9 protein-coding genes are annotated in these 15,792 nt (G+C 72.1%); 5 read left to right on the top strand and 4 right to left on the bottom strand.

What is annotated here, in order from left to right; translation table 11 throughout:
* Nucleotides 1-153 precede the first annotated feature (153 nt).
* Nucleotides 154-1,569, top strand: a complete 1,416-nt coding sequence (locus tag ACIRQ7_RS11030) for a purine-cytosine permease family protein (RefSeq protein ID WP_404261674.1) — start codon at nt 154-156, stop codon at nt 1,567-1,569.
* A 527-nt stretch (nt 1,570-2,096) separates the two neighbouring features.
* On the top strand, nt 2,097-2,888 hold the full coding sequence (locus ACIRQ7_RS11025; protein WP_404261672.1) for a metal-dependent hydrolase: 792 nt from the start codon (nt 2,097-2,099) through the stop codon (nt 2,886-2,888).
* A gap of 232 nt (nt 2,889-3,120) precedes the next feature.
* Here the strand turns inward: ACIRQ7_RS11025 and ACIRQ7_RS11020 are convergent, their stop codons facing one another.
* Both ACIRQ7_RS11020 and ACIRQ7_RS11015 read right to left on the bottom strand, forming a co-directional pair.
* Nucleotides 3,121-4,902: an ABC transporter ATP-binding protein gene (locus tag ACIRQ7_RS11020; RefSeq protein ID WP_404261670.1), complete on the bottom strand. Its 1,782-nt coding sequence runs from the start codon at nt 4,900-4,902 to the stop codon at nt 3,121-3,123.
* Nucleotides 4,899-6,806: an ABC transporter transmembrane domain-containing protein gene (locus ACIRQ7_RS11015; protein ID WP_404261668.1), complete on the bottom strand. Its 1,908-nt coding sequence runs from the start codon at nt 6,804-6,806 to the stop codon at nt 4,899-4,901. The genes ACIRQ7_RS11020 and ACIRQ7_RS11015 overlap by 4 nt, the downstream gene beginning before the upstream one ends.
* Nucleotides 6,807-7,112: 306 nt before the next feature.
* On the opposite strand from ACIRQ7_RS11015, the gene ACIRQ7_RS11010 reads away from it, so the two are divergent.
* Together ACIRQ7_RS11010 and ACIRQ7_RS11005 are read left to right on the top strand one after the other, a co-directional pair.
* The gene (locus ACIRQ7_RS11010) at nt 7,113-7,877 is read left to right on the top strand and encodes a L,D-transpeptidase family protein (protein WP_404261666.1); all 765 of its coding nucleotides are present in this window, start codon (nt 7,113-7,115) and stop codon (nt 7,875-7,877) included.
* Between the two features lie 201 nt (nt 7,878-8,078).
* Nucleotides 8,079-9,494, top strand: a complete 1,416-nt coding sequence (locus tag ACIRQ7_RS11005; RefSeq protein WP_404261665.1) for a cation:dicarboxylate symporter family transporter — start codon at nt 8,079-8,081, stop codon at nt 9,492-9,494.
* A gap of 114 nt (nt 9,495-9,608) precedes the next feature.
* On the opposite strand, the gene ACIRQ7_RS11000 is transcribed toward ACIRQ7_RS11005, so the two are convergent.
* Complete coding sequence (locus ACIRQ7_RS11000; RefSeq protein ID WP_404261664.1) at nt 9,609-11,099, bottom strand: Gfo/Idh/MocA family protein; 1,491 nt, start codon at nt 11,097-11,099, stop codon at nt 9,609-9,611.
* A 311-nt stretch (nt 11,100-11,410) separates the two neighbouring features.
* On the opposite strand from ACIRQ7_RS11000, the gene ACIRQ7_RS10995 reads away from it, so the two are divergent.
* Nucleotides 11,411-12,787 (top strand): alpha-amylase family protein, encoded by a 1,377-nt coding sequence (locus tag ACIRQ7_RS10995; RefSeq protein ID WP_404261663.1) that lies wholly within the window; start codon nt 11,411-11,413, stop codon nt 12,785-12,787.
* A 70-nt stretch (nt 12,788-12,857) separates the two neighbouring features.
* On the opposite strand, the gene ACIRQ7_RS10990 is transcribed toward ACIRQ7_RS10995, so the two are convergent.
* On the bottom strand, nt 12,858-15,788 hold the full coding sequence (locus ACIRQ7_RS10990; RefSeq protein WP_404261662.1) for an FAD-binding and (Fe-S)-binding domain-containing protein: 2,931 nt from the start codon (nt 15,786-15,788) through the stop codon (nt 12,858-12,860).
* Nucleotides 15,789-15,792: the final 4 nt, after the last annotated feature.

The raw sequence follows: 15,792 nt of genomic DNA, 5'->3' as shown, positions 1-15,792 counted from the left end.
GAGAGCGGCGGAGGCCGAGGGGCCCGGCAGGGGAGGGGCCATGCGCACGCCAGGAGGAAGGCATGTGCACGCCAATCATCCGCAGGGGCCCGTTACCGCCGGTCCGGGAGCCCCGCCTACGGTAAGGCGCATCTGTAGATGTCCGGGAGAGTCATGACCATCGAGCAATCCACCTTCAGCGGGCGCATGCCTGCGGGGGCCGGCGATCTGGCGGTCGAGCGGCACGGCATCGAGCCGGTGCCCGAAAACAACCGCTACGGCCGTCCTGCCCGCCTTTTCACCGTCTGGTTCGCTCCCAACCTCACCATGACCGGAGTCTTCACCGGCACCGTGGGCGTCTCGCTGGGCCTCGACTTCTGGACGGCCTTCACCGCCATGATCCTCGGCACGGTCGTCGGGGCGCTGCCGGCCGCCTACCTCTGCACCTGGGGCAGCCGGACCGGCACCGGACAGCTGCCGCTCTCCCGGCTCGCCTTCGGCCGCGGTGTGGCCCTTCCCGGCATCTTGCAGTGGCTCTCCTCCATAGCCTGGGACGCCCTCATCGGTCTCTTCGGCGGCGGAGCGCTGGCGCAGCTCCTCGGCTGGCCGTTCTGGCTGGGTGCACTGGTGGTCCTCTTCCTTCAGGGCGCCGTCGGCGTCTTCGGCTACGAGGCCCTGCACCGGCTCCAGACCGTGATGACCTTCGTGCTGGGAGCCGCCTTCCTGATCATCGGCGCAAAGCTGCTGTCCGGTGTGCCACTGCCCGTGACGGGCTCCGCGCACGGCGCCGACCGCTTCGGGGCGTTCATCCTCACCAGCACCATCGCGCTGAGCCTGTCGATCTCGTGGGCGCCGTACGCGTCCGACTTCAGCCGCTATCTGCCCCGTACGACGTCCCGGCCCCGGATGTTCTGGTACTCCGCGCTCGGCATGGTGCTCTCCTTCGCGTGGGTGCAGACACTGGGCCTGTGGGGCGCCCGGCTGTTCACCGACCAGACAGCGGCCGGCGTGCACGGTCTCCTGGGCGGCGGCGTCCTCGGCGCCTTCGGGCTGCTCGCCATCGCGGCCGCAGCCGTGTGCAGCAACGCCATGAACGACTACAGCGGATCGCTGGCCCTCCAGGCGGCGGGGGTGCGGATCCCCAGGCCGCTCGCCGCCGCGGCTGCCGCCGTGCTCGGGTTCCTGCTCGTGCTGTGGATGCACGCGGCGGACACCACCGCCCGCTTCCAGAACCTGCTGCTGTTCGTCGGCTACTGGATACCCGCCTTCGTGGGCATCGTGATCGTCGACGAGCGGATGCGGGCCAGGGCCCGGCGCGGTGCGCCGATCGATATCGAGGCCGAGTTCGCCCGTCCCCAGCCGTGGTGGCCCGCGCCTCTCGCCTTCGTCGTCGCCTTCGCCGCGGCTGTGCCGTTCATGGACACGACCCTCTTCGTGGGCCCGGTCGCCGCCGCGCTCCACGGCGCCGACCTCGCCTACTACGTCGCCTTCGTCGTTGCCGTGGCCGTCTACGCACCCCTGCGGCTGCTCCTGCGCGCCCGTCCGGCCGGGACACGACCCGGTGGAGAGGCCGCGCAGCCGGTCAGCTGACCACCGAAGGCGGCTGGTCGGCTGACCGCCCGACGGCTGGCGGTCGGCGTATCACCCGATGGCAGCCGGTCGGCTGACCGCTCGACGGCCCTCCGGTCGCTGACCGCCCGACGCCCGCCGGTCGGCTGACCGCTCCACCCGCAGCCGGTCGGCTGACCGCTCCACCCGCAGCCGGTCAGCAGATCCCTCCGCCCGCAACCGATCGGCTGACCGCCCCACCCGTGGTCGGGCCGTCGGGCCGTCGGGCCGTCGTGGCGTCGGGCGATCGGGCGGTCGAGCCGTCGACCGCTCCGTCGGCGCCCGGTGGTCGGCCGGTCGACCGGCGGGCCGTTCCCTCTCCGTCAGTTCGTTCTGCCTGATCAGACGGGGCGTCAGGACACCCCCGGGTCAACTGGAGATCATCTGACGCTACGCTGAGTCGCCGACCGGGCGTCAGCGGCGCGCGAGCCGAGAGGCGGCGCGCGGGCGAAGCGATCCAGCGGCGCGAATGCCGAGCGAATGAAGCGAATCAGGGGTGGGGAACGACCATGATGGGACCGGCGCACTCGTTGTCCGGGGCGGCGGCCTGGCTGGGGGTGGGTGCGGCGATGGCCGGCATCGGGCACTCGATGCCCTGGCCGGTGCTCGTCTGCGGCGCTCTGATCTGTGCCGGGGCGGCGCTCGCACCCGACCTTGACCACAAGTCCGCGACCATCTCACGTGCCTTCGGGCCGCTTTCGCGGATGCTGTGCGAGGTGGTCGACACCATCTCGCACGCGGTCTACAAGGCGACCAAGATGCGCGGCGACACCCATCGTTCCGGCGGTCACCGCACGCTCACCCACACCTGGCTGTGGGCTGTGCTGATCGGCGCCGGGATGTCGGTACTGGCGACGCAGGGCGGCCGGTGGGCGGTGCTCGGCATCCTCTTCGTCCACATGGTCCTCGCGATCGAGGGCCTGTTGTGGCGGGCGGCCCGGGTTTCCAGCGATGTGCTGGTGTGGCTGCTGGGCGCGGCCTCGGCGTGGATCCTCGCCGGGATCCTCGACCAGCCGGGGAACGGCGCGCACTGGCTGTTCGCCGAACCCGGCCAGCAGTACCTGTGGTTGGGCCTGCCGGTCGTACTCGGTGCGCTGGTTCACGACATCGGCGACGCGCTGACCGTCTCCGGCTGCCCCGTGCTCTGGCCCATCCCGATAGGCCGTAAGCGCTGGTATCCGCTCGGCCCGCCGAAGGCCATGCGCTTCCGGGCCGGAAGCTGGGTGGAACTGAAGGTGCTGATGCCGGTGTTCATGCTGCTCGGCGGCATCGGCGGGCTGGGCGCCCTCGGCTACATCTGACCGCGCTCCGCTTCCGCCGCCGGCCCGCGCTCCTGGGCCGGTCGGCCGACGGCAAGAGCCGCCGGCCGACCGGCCCCTGGCCGTCCCGGCCCCTGGCCGTCCCGGCCCCTGGCCGTCCCGGCCCCTGGCCGTCCCGGCCCCTGGCCGTCCCGGCCCCTGGCCGTCCCGGCCTACCCGGCCCCTGGCCGCCCCGATCGACCGGCCCATGACCGCCCGATCGACCCGGCCGCCGTCAGCTGTGCCAGGAGCGCCAGAGGGCCGCGTAGGTGCCGTCGGCCCCCACCAGTTCGTGGTGGCTGCCCAGTTCGCTGATCCGGCCCTCCTCGACCACCGCGATGAGATCCGCATCGTGCGCCGTGTGCAGCCGGTGGGCGATCGCCACGACCGTCCGGCCGTCCAGCACCTTGCCCAGCGAGCGTTCCAGATGGCGGGCCGCGCGCGGGTCCAGCAGGGACGTCGCCTCGTCCAGCACCAGGGTGTGCGGGTCGGCGAGCACCAGCCGGGCCAGCGCGATCTGCTGGGCCTGGGCGGGGGTCAGGGTGTGGCCGCCGGACCCGACCTCGGTGTCCAGGCCCCTGTCCAGCGCCTGCGCCCAGCCATCGGCGTCCACCGCGCCGAGCGCCGCCCACAGTTCGTCCTCCGCGGCGCCCGTCCGCGCCAGCAGCAGATTGTCGCGCAGCGAGCCCACGAAGACGTGATGCTCCTGATTGACCAGCGCCACCTGGCTGCGGACCCGTTCGGCGGGCATCTCGGAGAGTTCGGCGCCGCCGAGGGTGACGGTGCCGGTGCGCGGCCCGTAGATCCCGGCGAGCAGCCGGCCCAGGGTCGACTTCCCGGCGCCGGACGGCCCGACCAGGGCGAGCCTGCTGCCCGGCCGGACGTGCAGGGAGACGTCGTGCAGGACGTCGACGCCCGCGCGGTACCCGAAGCGCACCTCGTCGGCACGTACCTCGCGTCCGTCCGGCGACAACGTCTCGTCGGCGGCCTCCGGTTCGATCTCGCGTACGCCGACGAGGCGCGCGATCGACACCTGCGCCACCTGCAGCTCGTCGTACCAGCGCAGGATCATGCCGATGGGTTCGGCCATCATCTGCGCCAGCAGCGCCCCCGTCGTCAGCCGGCCGGGGGTCAGCCAGCCCTGGAGCACGAACACGCCGCCGAGCAGCAGCACCGCCCCGAGCAGCAGCACATGGGACACGTTGATGACGGGGAAGAGCACCGTGCGGAGCCAGAGGGTGTAGCGCTCCCACTGGGTCCATTCCCGGATCCGGCGCTCCGACTGCGCGATGCGCCGGGCGCCCAGCCGGTGTGCCTCGATGGTGCGTCCGGCGTCGACGGATTCGGTGAGTGCGGCGGACACCGCGGCGTAGCCGGCAGCTTCCGAACGATAGGCGGCAGGCGCCCGCTTGAAGTACCAGCGGCAGCCGATGATCAGCACCGGCAGCGCGATGACGACGGCCAGTGCGAGCGGCGGCGCGGTCACGGTGAGCCCGCCGAGCAGCAGCGCCACCCAGACCACGGCGATGGCCAGCTGCGGTACGGCCTCGCGCATCGCCTCGGAGAGCCGGTCGATGTCGGTGGTGATCCGCGAGAGCAGATCGCCGGTGCCGGCCCGCTCCAGAACGCTCGGTGGCAGTGCCACGGACCGTACGAGGAAGTCCTCGCGCAGGTCCGCCAGCATCTGTTCGCCGAGCATCGCGCCGCGCAGCCGCACCAGCCGCACGAACACGGTCTGAGCGGCCAGGGCGAGGGCGAAGATGCCGATGGTGAGCTCGAGTTGGAGATCGCGGACGCCTGCGGACAGGTCCTCGATGAGCCCGCCGAGCAGATAGGGGCCGGCCATCGAGGCGAGGACCGCCGCGGCGTTCACCGTGACCAGGACGGTGAAGGCCCGGCGGTGACGGCGGATCAGCCCGCCGACGTAGGTGCGGACGGTCGCCGGTGAGCCGACGGGCAGGGTGGTGGCGGTCTGCGGGGCGTCCGGATCATGTTCCGGTGGGGCCAGGCCGATCATGCGGTCTCCTCGATCACGTCGGTCCGTCGGGCCGGCGCGGGCTGCGTGGCAGGTCCGGAGGGTGCGGGTGGTGCGGTCGGTGCGGATTGCTCGGGCCCGTCCGGGCCGGGGGCCCGCGGGGGGTGGAACCCGTCCGTCTCCTCGTCGGTCTCGCGGGTGACGACGGCGCGGTAGGCGGGGTGGCTGTGCAGCAGTTCACGGTGGGTGGCCTCGGCGGCGACCTCGCCCTCCTGGAGGAAGACCACGTGGTCGGCCCGGTCCAGCAGCAGCGGGCTGGAGGTGAGCAGCACCGTCGTGCGGCCCTTCCGGATCTCCCGCAGGCCATCGGCGATGCGGGCTTCGGTGTGGGAGTCGACGGCGCTGGTCGGTTCGTCGAGGACCAGTACCTCCGGGTCGGTGACCAGCGACCTGGCGAGGGCCAGCCGCTGGCGCTGGCCGCCGGAGAGCGACCGGCCGCGTTCGGTGATGCGGGTGCGCATCGGGTCGCCGGAGTCGTCGGCGGAGGCCTGTGCCAGGGCGGCCAGCACATCGACGCACTGGGCGGCGTCCAGCGCCTGTGACGTGCCCACGCGGCCGGAGGCCGGTACGTCGAGGAGTTCCCCGAGGGTGCCGGAGAGCAGCACCGGGTCCTTGTCCTGGACGAGGACGACGGTGCGGGCGGCGTCCCGGGTGACGTCGTCCAGCGGGGTGCCGCCGAGGCGTACGGACAGCGGTCCGTCGCCCGCGTCGTGGTCCTCGGCGCCGTCGGCCGGCGCCGGGTGGCCGCCGAGGCGCTCGGCGAGCCGGCCCGCGGCGTCCGGGTCGCCGCAGACCACGGCGGTCAGCCGGCCGGACGTGGCGGTCAGGCCGCTGTCCGGGTCGTGCAGATCGCCGGTCGCCGGGCCGGCGTCGGTGATCCGGCCGCCGGCCGGCCTGGTCAGGGCCAGCACCCGGGCCGCCCGCTTCGCCGATGGCCTGGAGAAGGAGTAGGCCATCGCGAGCTCCTCGAAGTGCCGGAGCGGGTAGAGGAGGAAGGCGACCGCGCTGTAGACGGTGACGAGTTCGCCGATCGCGATCCGGCCGTCCTGGGCGAGCCGGACGCCGTACCAGACCACGGCGATCAGCAGCAGCCCCGGGAGCACGACCTGGACGGCGGAGATCAGCGCCCACATCCGGGCGCTGCGGACGGCCGCCTTGCGGACCTCTTGCGAGGCGCTGCGGTAGCGGTCGAGGAACAGGTCCTCCCCGCCGATGCCGCGCAGTACGCGCAGGCCGGCGACGGTGTCGGAGGCGAGTTCGGTGGCGCGGCCCGCTCGCTCGCGCTGTTCGTCGGCGCGGCGGGTGGCGGGCGGCAGCAGCGGGAGCATGGCCAGGGCGAGGACAGGGAGCCCGATGGCGATCACGATGCCGAGTGCGGGCTGGTAGAGGACCAGGGCCACGCAGACCCCGACCGAGGTCAGCACGGCGGCGCCGGAGCGGGAGAGCGCCTCGAGGAACCAGCCGATCTTCTCCAGGTCGCCGGTGCTCACGGCGACGATCTCCCCGGCCGCCACCCGTCGGGTCATGGCCGAGCCGAGTTCGGTGGTCTTGCGGGCGAGCAGTTGCTGCAGCCGGGCGACGGAGGTGATCCAGTTGGTGACGGCGGTGCGGTGCACCATGACGTCCCCGACGGTCAGCAGGACGCCCAGCAGTGCCAGGAGAGCGCCGGCCAGGGCCAGTCGGCTGCCGGAGCGGTCCACCGCCGCCTGTACGGCCAGGCCCACCGGCAGCGGGAACGAGGCCATCGCCCCGGTGTTCAGCAGGCCCCAGGCCAGGGCCTTGGTCTGCCCGCCGAGCTGCTGGGTGCACAGCCACCGGAGCAGCCGGCCGCCGGTACGGGCGTCGGGGGTGCCGGGGTCGGGATGCGGTAGGTCGCGAATGTGCATGATGTCCCAAGGCGTTGAGGTGAGCGAGGGGGGTGGACCGGGACGCGGAGTGGTGGCGGGGGCGCGGCGGTGTGTGGCGGCGGAATCGGGCAGCCCGACAGGGGCCGGATGGTCGGCATCGGGCCGCCCCGGCAGGCGGTACACCCGGTCGCCCCGCCGTACGTCGGTGCAGGTCATGGAAGATTGGCGCGTCGGGTGGGGCGTTTTCAACCGGTTTTCCGTCGTGGCCGGTCAACTCCGGCCGATCGTGCGGGACGCGCGGGCCACGGGCGGCCGCCGTCCGGTCGACGGCCCGGCGGTGCGACCATGGGCTTCATGCGACGAGCGGGCAGTGCGATGCGGACGGCGGCCGTGGCCGCGGCGGGCCTGGTCCTTCTGGCGGGTTGCGGCGGCGGTGCGAGCGACGACGGCGCCGGCGGTGGTGCGGCGGCCACGAAGGACGGGAAGGGGGCGGACGGTCCGGCCCGGGGCCCCGCGCCCACCACCCACCTCAAGGCCGTTCCCGGCGTCGGCGCCGGTCTGCGGTCGCGGATCCCGGCCGCGTCGCGGCAGGTGGTCGCCGTATACGGCAAGGGCGTGAACTCCGCCGACGCGACCGTCGTCCTGTACGACAAGGGTGCCAAGGGGTGGGACCGCAAGGGGAGTTGGGCGGCGCACAACGGCCGCCGCGGCTGGACCGCGGACCATCGCGAGGGCGACAAGCGCAGCCCCGTCGGGGTGTTCACGCTGACCGATGCGGGCGGTGTGCTCGCGGATCCGGGAGCCAAGCTGCCCTACACCCATTCGACGGCGTTCACCCCGCCCTCGTACTGGGCGAAGAGCACCCGCCATGACTTCGACTACGTCGTCGCGATCAACTACAACCGCGCCAAGGGGACGTCCCCGCTCGATCCCGCGCGCCCCGACGGGCAGGCCAAGGGGGGCGGGATCTGGCTGCACATGGACCACGGCAGCGGGACTTCCGGCTGTGTCAGCATCTCCCGGTCCGGGATGGCCGCGGTGCTGCGCGCCCTGGATCCGGCGCGCCATCCCGTAGTGCTCATGGGCGACAAGGCGCACCTTTCGGCCTGAAGCGGATCTGTCGCCGCATTTCATCATTTACCCGGTCTGACGGGGGATACAGGGACGCCTGTTCCGGGCCGCCTTGGATCAAGCTCCAAGATTTACCGGGAAGTGACACCGAGCTCTTTCGTGGGGAACACCGAGCGGCGATAGTGACGGATCGTGGAAGTCTTCTTCCGCATGCCAGAATCCGTCCATGTAGGAGTGCCCGTGCCGCACGCCACCGGAACCCTCACCCGCCGCGCAGGGCGTTTCCTGCGCACCAGCCTGTTCACCCAGGTGCTCATCGCTCTCGTCCTCGGTGTCCTCGTCGGCCGCCTGTGGCCCGAGGCGGGCTCGTCGCTCCAGCCGCTCGGTGATGGCTTCGTACGCCTGATCAAGGCGATGATCGCCCCCCTGGTCTTCTGCGTCGTCGTCGCCGGCATCACCAAGGCCGGCGACCTCAAGGCCTTCGGCCGGATCGGGGTCAAGGCCCTGATCTGGTTCGAGGTGGCCACCAGCATCGCGCTCGTCGTCGGCCTGCTGGCCGGCAATGTCTTCGCGCCCGGCGCCGGAATGCACGTCGACCCCGCGTCCCTCGACAAGGGCGCCGTCGACGCGAAGACCGGCGGTGGGCAGCTGCCCTCCACCGCCCAGTTCGTCCTGGAGTCGCTGCCGAACAGTGCCGTCGGCGCGTTCGCCGAGAACTCGCTGCTCCAAGTCCTGGTGCTGGCCTGCCTGGTGGGCGCCGCCCTGCTGCACCTCGGGCAGAAGAAGGTGCCGCACATCCTGCCGATGATCGAGCAGGCCCAGGACGTCGTGTTCACCATCGTCGGCTACATCATGAAGCTCGCCCCGCTCGCGGTCTTCGGTGCCACCGCCCACCTGGTCGGCGAATACGGCCTGGGCGCGATGTCGACATACGGCAAGCTGATCGCGGTCTGCTACGGCGTCGCGCTGGTCTTCGTCGTCCTGCTGGGGCTCGCGCTGAAGGCCGTCACCGGGCTCAGCCTGTGGAAGTTCGTCCGCTACACCCGGGAGGAGCTGCTGCTCGCCCTCGGCACCGGCTCCAGTGAGACCGTGATGCCGCGGATGATGCAGAAACTGCGGGCCGCGGGCTGTCGCGACGACGCGGTGGGCCTGGTGCTGCCGACCGGCTACTCCTTCAATCTCGACGGCGCCTCGATCTATCTCTCCATCGGCACCCTCTTCATCGCCCAGGCCATCGGTGTCGACCTGTCGCTCGGTCAGCAGATCACCGTGGTCCTGGTGCTGATGCTGACCAGCAAGGGCATGGCGGGGGTGCCGGGTTCGGCGTTCCTCGCGCTGTCCGCGACGGCGTCCGCGCTGGGCGTCATTCCGGCCGCCGCGGTGGCCCTGCTGCTCGGCGTCGACCGGATCATGGACTCGATGCGGGTGGCGACGAACCTGCTCGGCAACTGCGTCGCGGTCTTCGTGGTCTCACGGTGGGAGGGCGCGCTGGACCGGGTGACGGCCAAGGCGGTCATGAACGGTGAACTGCCCGCCGCCGCCCCGCAATCCGACGGGCCGGCCGACCTGCCCGCCGGTGACCCGCCCCCGGCCGCCGCGGAGGAGCCCGCGGCCGACCATCCCGCGGAGGGCTCCGTGGCCACCCGCGAGAAGTGACCCCAGGGGCCCGGCGCACCCTCCGCCGGGCCCCGGCGCACCCACCCCGCCGCTCGTTCAGGCCCTGGCGCGCGTGCCGGGTCCCGCGAGCCGGTCTGATACGGACCAGGGGCGCTACGCCTCCGGCTTCTCCGAATCCATCCCCGGCCGGGCCTTCTTCCACAGGCCCCGGGTGAAGTCCGGGATCTCCTGCGGGGCGCCCTTCGCCTTGATCGAGAGGTCGCTCAGCGGCACCGGCGCGGTCCAGGTCGCCGCGTCGTAGACATCGAAGTCCGGTACGAGGCCCATCCGCATGCACTGCATCAGCCGGAAGACCAGCATGTAGTCCATGCCGCCGTGTCCGCCGGGCGGGTTGGCGTGCTCCTTCCAGAGCCAGTGGTCCCACTCCGCGTACTTCGCGAAGTCGCCCCACTCGTCGTTGCTCTGGTCGGGCTCCAGATAGATCCGCTCGGGATAGTCCTCGAAGACGCCCTTGGTGCCGCCGAGGCTGTTGATGCGGCTGTAGGGGTGCGGGGTGGAGACGTCGTGCTCCAGCCGGATCACCCTGCCCTTGGCGGTCTGCACGAGGCTGATCGTGCGGTCGCTCTCGATGTACGACTCCTTCCAGCTGGGGTCGCCGGCCGGCATGTGCTCCTTGCGGTACGCGGCCAGGCCCAGCGCGGGGGTGCCGAAGCTGGAGATCCGCACGGCGCGGTCGCCGCGGTTGACGTCCATGTAGTTGGCGACCGGGCCGAACCCGTGGTTGGGGTAGAGGTCGCCGCGCAGCCTGGTGTGCCACAGGCGGCGCCACGGGCCCTCGTAGTAGTCGGGGTCGAACATCAGGCCGCGCAGATCGTGGTTGTAGGCGCCGGCGCCGTGCAGGAGGTCGCCGAACAGGCCCGCGTGCGCCATCCGCAGCACCCGCATCTCGTTCCTGCCGTAACAGCAGTTCTCCAGCTGCATGCAGTGTCTGCGGGTGCGTTCGGAGAGGTCGACCAGCTCCCAGAGCTGATCCAGGCGCAGGGCGATCGGGCACTCCACACCGACGTGCTTGCCGTTGAGCATCGCTGTCCTGGCCATGTCGAAGTGCCAGTCCCAGGGCGTCGCCGCGTAGACGAAGTCGATGTCGCCGCGCTTGCACAGATTCTCGAAGTCGTGCTCGCCCTTGGTGTAGACGGCGGGCGCGGGCTGCCCGGCGTCGGTGACCTTCTTGGCCGCCTTGGCGGTCTTCTCCTTCACCGGGTCGCACAGCGCGACGACGCGGACCCCTGGCACCGCCAGAAAGAGGTCGATCATGCTGCCGCCGCGGTTGCCGAGGCCGATGATGCCCACGCGTACGGTGCTGCGCCCCTCGAAGGGCACCCCGATCATGGTCTTGCCCTTGGCCGCGGGTGCGGCAGCGGCACCGGTCGTGGCGCCGGCCGCCGCGCCGGGTGCGCCCGAGGGGGTGGCCGCCGCGGCACTGCCGGTGGCGAGTGCGCCGAGGCCCAGTCCGGCCCCGGCGGCTCCCGCGGTCCACAGGACCGAACGGCGGCTCGGGCCTTGGCCGTCGTGGCCCTGCGCCGGGTCGTGGGCGGGACCGGGCTCGTCGGAACAGCCGTGGTGGTGGGGGTGTGCCTCGTTCATCGGTCCTCCAGGGAGCGGATGGTGTGCGGGGCATGCGGGAACCTCGGTCAGGACCTTGGCGGTTGGGCGGCCCGGGACACAAGGGCGACACTTGGACTCTTGGCGTGTCGCGCTTGGACTTCTCGGTGCGGAACCGGAGCCGCCCTCTCCTGCGCCTTTCGCAAGTCGCTGAAAAGTCTTGCGTGAAACCTTGACGTGTCCACGAACGAAACGGCAGGCTCCGACGCACAACCCCCCATGGCGGCCTGGCGCGTGGCTGCTCTCGTGGGCGCGGTGTGCCGTGCCGTGCCCCATGCCGAAGGAGCCGCAAGATGCAGCAACGTACCCGTGTGCTGGGCGGGACGCTGGCCGGAATACTGGCCGCGGCCGGCCTCGCCACGTTCGCCCCTTGGTCCTCGCAGGCCACCCCGCCGGGCGAAAAGACCGTCACCGCCACGCTCTTCGAGTGGAAGTTCGCGGACGTCGCCAAGGCCTGCACCGACCAGCTGGGCCCGGACGGCTACGGCTACGTAGAGGTCTCACCCGCCTCCGAGCACATCCAGGGCGACCAGTGGTGGACCTCCTACCAGCCCGTCAGCTACAAGATCGCCGGACGCCTCGGCGACCGCGACGCGTTCGCCTCGATGGTGAAGTCCTGCCACGCCGCGGGCGTCAAGGTCGTCGCCGACGCCGTCATCAACCACATGGCCGCGGGCTCCGGCACCGGCACCGGCGGGACGCAGTACACCAAGTACCAGTACCCCGGCGTCTATCAGGACCAGGACTTCCACGGCTGCCGTAAGGACATCTCCGACTACGGCGACCGGGACAACGTCCAGAGCTGCGAACTCGTCGGCCTGTCCGACCTGGACACCGGCAGCGACGCGGTCCGCACCACCATCGCCGGGTACCTCGACGACCTGCGGTCGCTGGGCGTGGACGGCTTCCGGGTGGACGCCGCCAAGCACATCTCCGCCACCGACCTCGCCGCCATCAAGGGCAAGATGAGCGACCCCGGTTACTGGGTGCAGGAAGTGATCTACGGCGGCGGCGAGGCGGTCCGGCCCGACGAGTACACCGGCATCGGCGACGTCGATGAATTCCGCTACGGCGCGCACCTCAAGAGCGCCTTCCAGGGCGGCAACCTCGCCCAGCTCAAATCCATCGCGGACGGCAAGCTCGGCGGCGACAAGGCCCGGACCTTCGTCGACAACTGGGACACCGAACGCAACGGCTCGACGCTCACCTACAAGGACGGCGCCACCCACACCCTCGCCGCCGTCTTCATGCTCGCCTCGCCCTACGGCTCACCCAACGTCTTCTCCGGCTACGAGTGGTCCGACAAGGACTCCGGCCCGCCCAGCGGCGGCGACGGCTGGACCAACGAGCACGCCCAGCAGGCGATCACCGGGCTGGTCGGCTTCCGCAACGCGGTGGGCTCGGCCGAACTGACCGACTGGTGGGACAACGGCGGCAGCGCCCTCGCCTTCGGCCGCGGCAGGACCGGCTTCGTGGCCCTCAACAACGGCGACGGCGACCTGACGCAGACCTTCGCCACCTCGCTGCCCGCCGGCACGTACTGCAATGTCGTCAAGGCCGCCCCGGACAGCTGCGACGGCAACACCGTCACCGTCGGCGACGACGGCAAGGCCCGGCTGACCGTACCCGGCAAGAGCGCGGTCGCACTGCACGTGGGCGCCAAGAGCTGACCCACCCGGCGCACCGAGCGGTCCGTCCGTGCTCCGGACGAACCGCTCGGTGCGCCGGACACCCCGTGCGTCACCCGGGCCGGGTGGCCAACTCCAGCTCCATCAGCACCGAGTGATAGCCGCGGCCGCCGGTCGCATGGTCCATGCCGACCTCGCACATCCGGTTCGCGGACAGATGCGCGTCGAAGTGCCGGGAGGTGACCTCGGCCGCCTCCTTCGCGGTGGCCGACTCGGTCAGTTCCCTGTGCAGCATCCCCCGGTCGCCGGCGAACGCACAGCACCCCGCGTCGTCCGGCACCACCACCTCCCGCGCACACGCCTCGGCGACCTCCCGCAGCTCCGCCTCGTCCCCCAGAAGCTGCATGGAACAGGTGGGATGGAGCACCGCCGAGCCGATGGTGCGCCGGATCTCCAGATGCGGCAGCAGCTCCCGCGCGGCCCAGACGAGGGAGTCGACGACGGTCAACTCGGCGTGCAGCGCGCGGTTGTCGGGCGTCAGATACGCCACCACCTCCTGCGCGATGCCGAGCGTGCACGAGGAGGCGTCCACGACCAGCGGGAGCTGCCCGCCCGCCGTCCAGCCCCAGGCCGCCTCCACGAGGCGATTGGCCATCACGGCGTTGCCCCGGTCGTAGCCCTTGGAGTGCCAGATCGTCGCGCAGCACGTCCCGGCGACGTCCGACGGGATCCACACCGGGCGCCCGGCACGCCGCGACACCGCCACCACGGCCTCGGGAAGTGACGGACCCTGATGCCCGGCGGGCCCGCCGAAGATCCGGTTCACACACGCCGGGTAGTAGACCGCCGCCGCATCCGCCTTCCGGGTCGCGGGCAGGTCCCGGGCAGCCGCGCCCGGGATCTGCGGCAGCCACTCCGGCACCAGATCGGGGCGTACGGCCCGGCGGGCGGCGCCGGTCAGTGTCGCCGGCAGCCGGTCGCCGATCCGGTCGGCCGCGGCCACCGCCAGCCGGGCCGCCTTCTCGACGGCCTTGAACCCCCGGGCGGCCTGCGCGGCCGTCCACTCCTCCCGCGCCGAGTGCCGCCGATGCCGGAAGTCCTTCATCAGCGCACCGGTGTCGATGCCCACCGGGCAGGCGAGCCGGCAGGTCGAATCGCCGGCGCAGGTGTCCACGGCGTCATAGCCGTAGGCGTCCAGCAGTTCGGTGGTGACCGCGGAGCCGGGCGGCTGGCGCATCATCTCGCGGCGCAGCACGATGCGCTGGCGGGGCGTGGTGGTCAGGTCGCCGCTGGGGCACGTCGGTTCGCAGAAGCCGCACTCGATGCACGGATCGGCGACCGCCTCGATGGGCGGAATGGTCTTCAGCCCGCGCAGATGCGCCTGCGGGTCGCGGTCCAGGAGCACGCGCGGGGCGAGGATGCCGTGCGGATCGACGAGCGCCTTGATCCGCCACATCAACTCCGTTGCCCGCGGCCCCCATTCACGTTCCAGGAACGGGGCGATGTTCCGGCCGGTCGCGTGCTCCGCCTTGAGCGAGCCGTCGAAGCGCTCGACGGTCAGGGTGCAGAACTCCTCCATGAAGGCCGCATAGCGCGCCACATCCGCGGGCTGCGCGGCGTCGAAGGCGAGCAGGAAGTGCAGGTTTCCGTGCGCGGCGTGCCCGGCGACGGCGGCGTCGAAGCCGTGCCGGTCCTGGAGTTCCAGCAGCGCCGCACAGGCCTCCACGAGCCGCGACGGCGGCACCGCGAAGTCCTCGGTGATCAGCGTCGTACCGGACGGGCGGGAGCCGCCGACCGCCGTCACGAACGCCTTCCGGGCCTTCCAGTACCCCCCGATGGCCGCCGGGTCCCGGGTGAAGGCGTTGGTGACGGACGGCACCGGGGCGACCAGCTCCAGATCCGCCAGCGCCTGCGCGGCGGCCGCTTCGTACGCCCGCTGCGCGGCCTCGTCGGCCGCCCGGAACTCCACCAGCAGCGCGCAGGTCTGCTTCGGGAGGCGGGCCCAGTCCGCCGGCACCCCGGCCACGCGCACCGAGGCGCGCAGGGTGTTGCCGTCCATCAGCTCCACCGCCCGCGCGCCCGCCGCGTTGAACCGCGGTACGGCGGCGGCAGCGGCGTGCAGCGACGGGAAGAAGAGCAGCGCGCTGGAGGTGCGGCGCTCCAGCGGCAGGGTGTCGAAGACGGTCTCGGCGATGAAGCCGAGGGTGCCCTCGGATCCGACCATCAGCCCGCGCAGGATCGCCGCGGGCGTCGCGGCGTCGAGGAAGGCGTCGAGGCGGTAGCCGTTGGTGTTCTTGATCTCGTACTTGGCGCGGATGCGGGCCACCAGTTCCGGGTCCGCCTCGATCTCGTCCTTCAGCGCGAGCAGCCCGGCGCACAGCGCGGGTTCGGCGTGCGCCAGCTCCGCGTCCGCCTCCGGGTCGGCGGTGTCGACGAGGGTGCCCGACGGCAGGACGAGGGTGAGCGAGGACAGCGTGCGGTAGGAGTTGCGGGTGGTGCCGGCCGTCATGCCGGAGGCGTTGTTGGCGACCACTCCGCCCAGGGTGCAGGCGATGGCGCTGGCCGGGTCGGGCCCGAGCAGCCGGCCGTGCCGGGCCAGGGTGCTGTTGGCGCGCAGCACCGTCGTGCCCGGCCGGATGCGGGCGCGGGCGCCGTCGTCGAGCACCTCCACACCGGACCAGTGCCGGCGCACGTCGACGAGGATGTCCTCGCCCTGTGCCTGGCCGTTCAACGAGGTCCCGGCGGCCCGGAAGACGATATGGCGGCCCTTGCCGTGGGCGTAGGAGAAGACCGCGGAGATGTCGTCGATGTCCTCCGCCAGCACCACGACCTGCGGGACGAAGCGGTAGGGGCTGGCGTCGGAGGCGTAACGGACCAGGTCGGAGATCGTGTGCAGCACCTTCGCGGCGCCGAGCAGCGCGACGAGGTCGCCGCGTAGCGGCTCGGGAGTGCCGCGCGCCTGCCGGAGGGGTACCCGGTCGGGCGCGCCGGGAGCGGTGAGGGTGGGTCGCAGGGCCTCGGGATCAGGCTCCAGCAGGGGCATGACG

The organism is Streptomyces sp. NPDC101393, from assembly GCF_044767385.1.
In the GTDB taxonomy this organism is placed as follows: domain Bacteria; phylum Actinomycetota; class Actinomycetes; order Streptomycetales; family Streptomycetaceae; genus Streptomyces.
The sequence above is the reverse complement of the archived record's forward strand: the minus strand, read 5'-3'. Positions and strand labels throughout refer to the sequence as shown.

Coding starts and splice junctions, on each gene's coding strand:
- ACIRQ7_RS11030 (WP_404261674.1), top strand. CDS start 154: ATGACCATCGAGCAATCCACCTTCAGCGGGCGCATGCCTGCGGGGGCC.
- ACIRQ7_RS11025 (WP_404261672.1), top strand. CDS start 2,097: ATGATGGGACCGGCGCACTCGTTGTCCGGGGCGGCGGCCTGGCTGGGG.
- ACIRQ7_RS11020 (WP_404261670.1), bottom strand. CDS start 4,902: ATGATCGGCCTGGCCCCACCGGAACATGATCCGGACGCCCCGCAGACC.
- ACIRQ7_RS11015 (WP_404261668.1), bottom strand. CDS start 6,806: ATGCACATTCGCGACCTACCGCATCCCGACCCCGGCACCCCCGACGCC.
- ACIRQ7_RS11010 (WP_404261666.1), top strand. CDS start 7,113: ATGGGCTTCATGCGACGAGCGGGCAGTGCGATGCGGACGGCGGCCGTG.
- ACIRQ7_RS11000 (WP_404261664.1), bottom strand. CDS start 11,099: ATGAACGAGGCACACCCCCACCACCACGGCTGTTCCGACGAGCCCGGT.
- ACIRQ7_RS10995 (WP_404261663.1), top strand. CDS start 11,411: ATGCAGCAACGTACCCGTGTGCTGGGCGGGACGCTGGCCGGAATACTG.
- ACIRQ7_RS10990 (WP_404261662.1), bottom strand. CDS start 15,788: ATGCCCCTGCTGGAGCCTGATCCCGAGGCCCTGCGACCCACCCTCACC.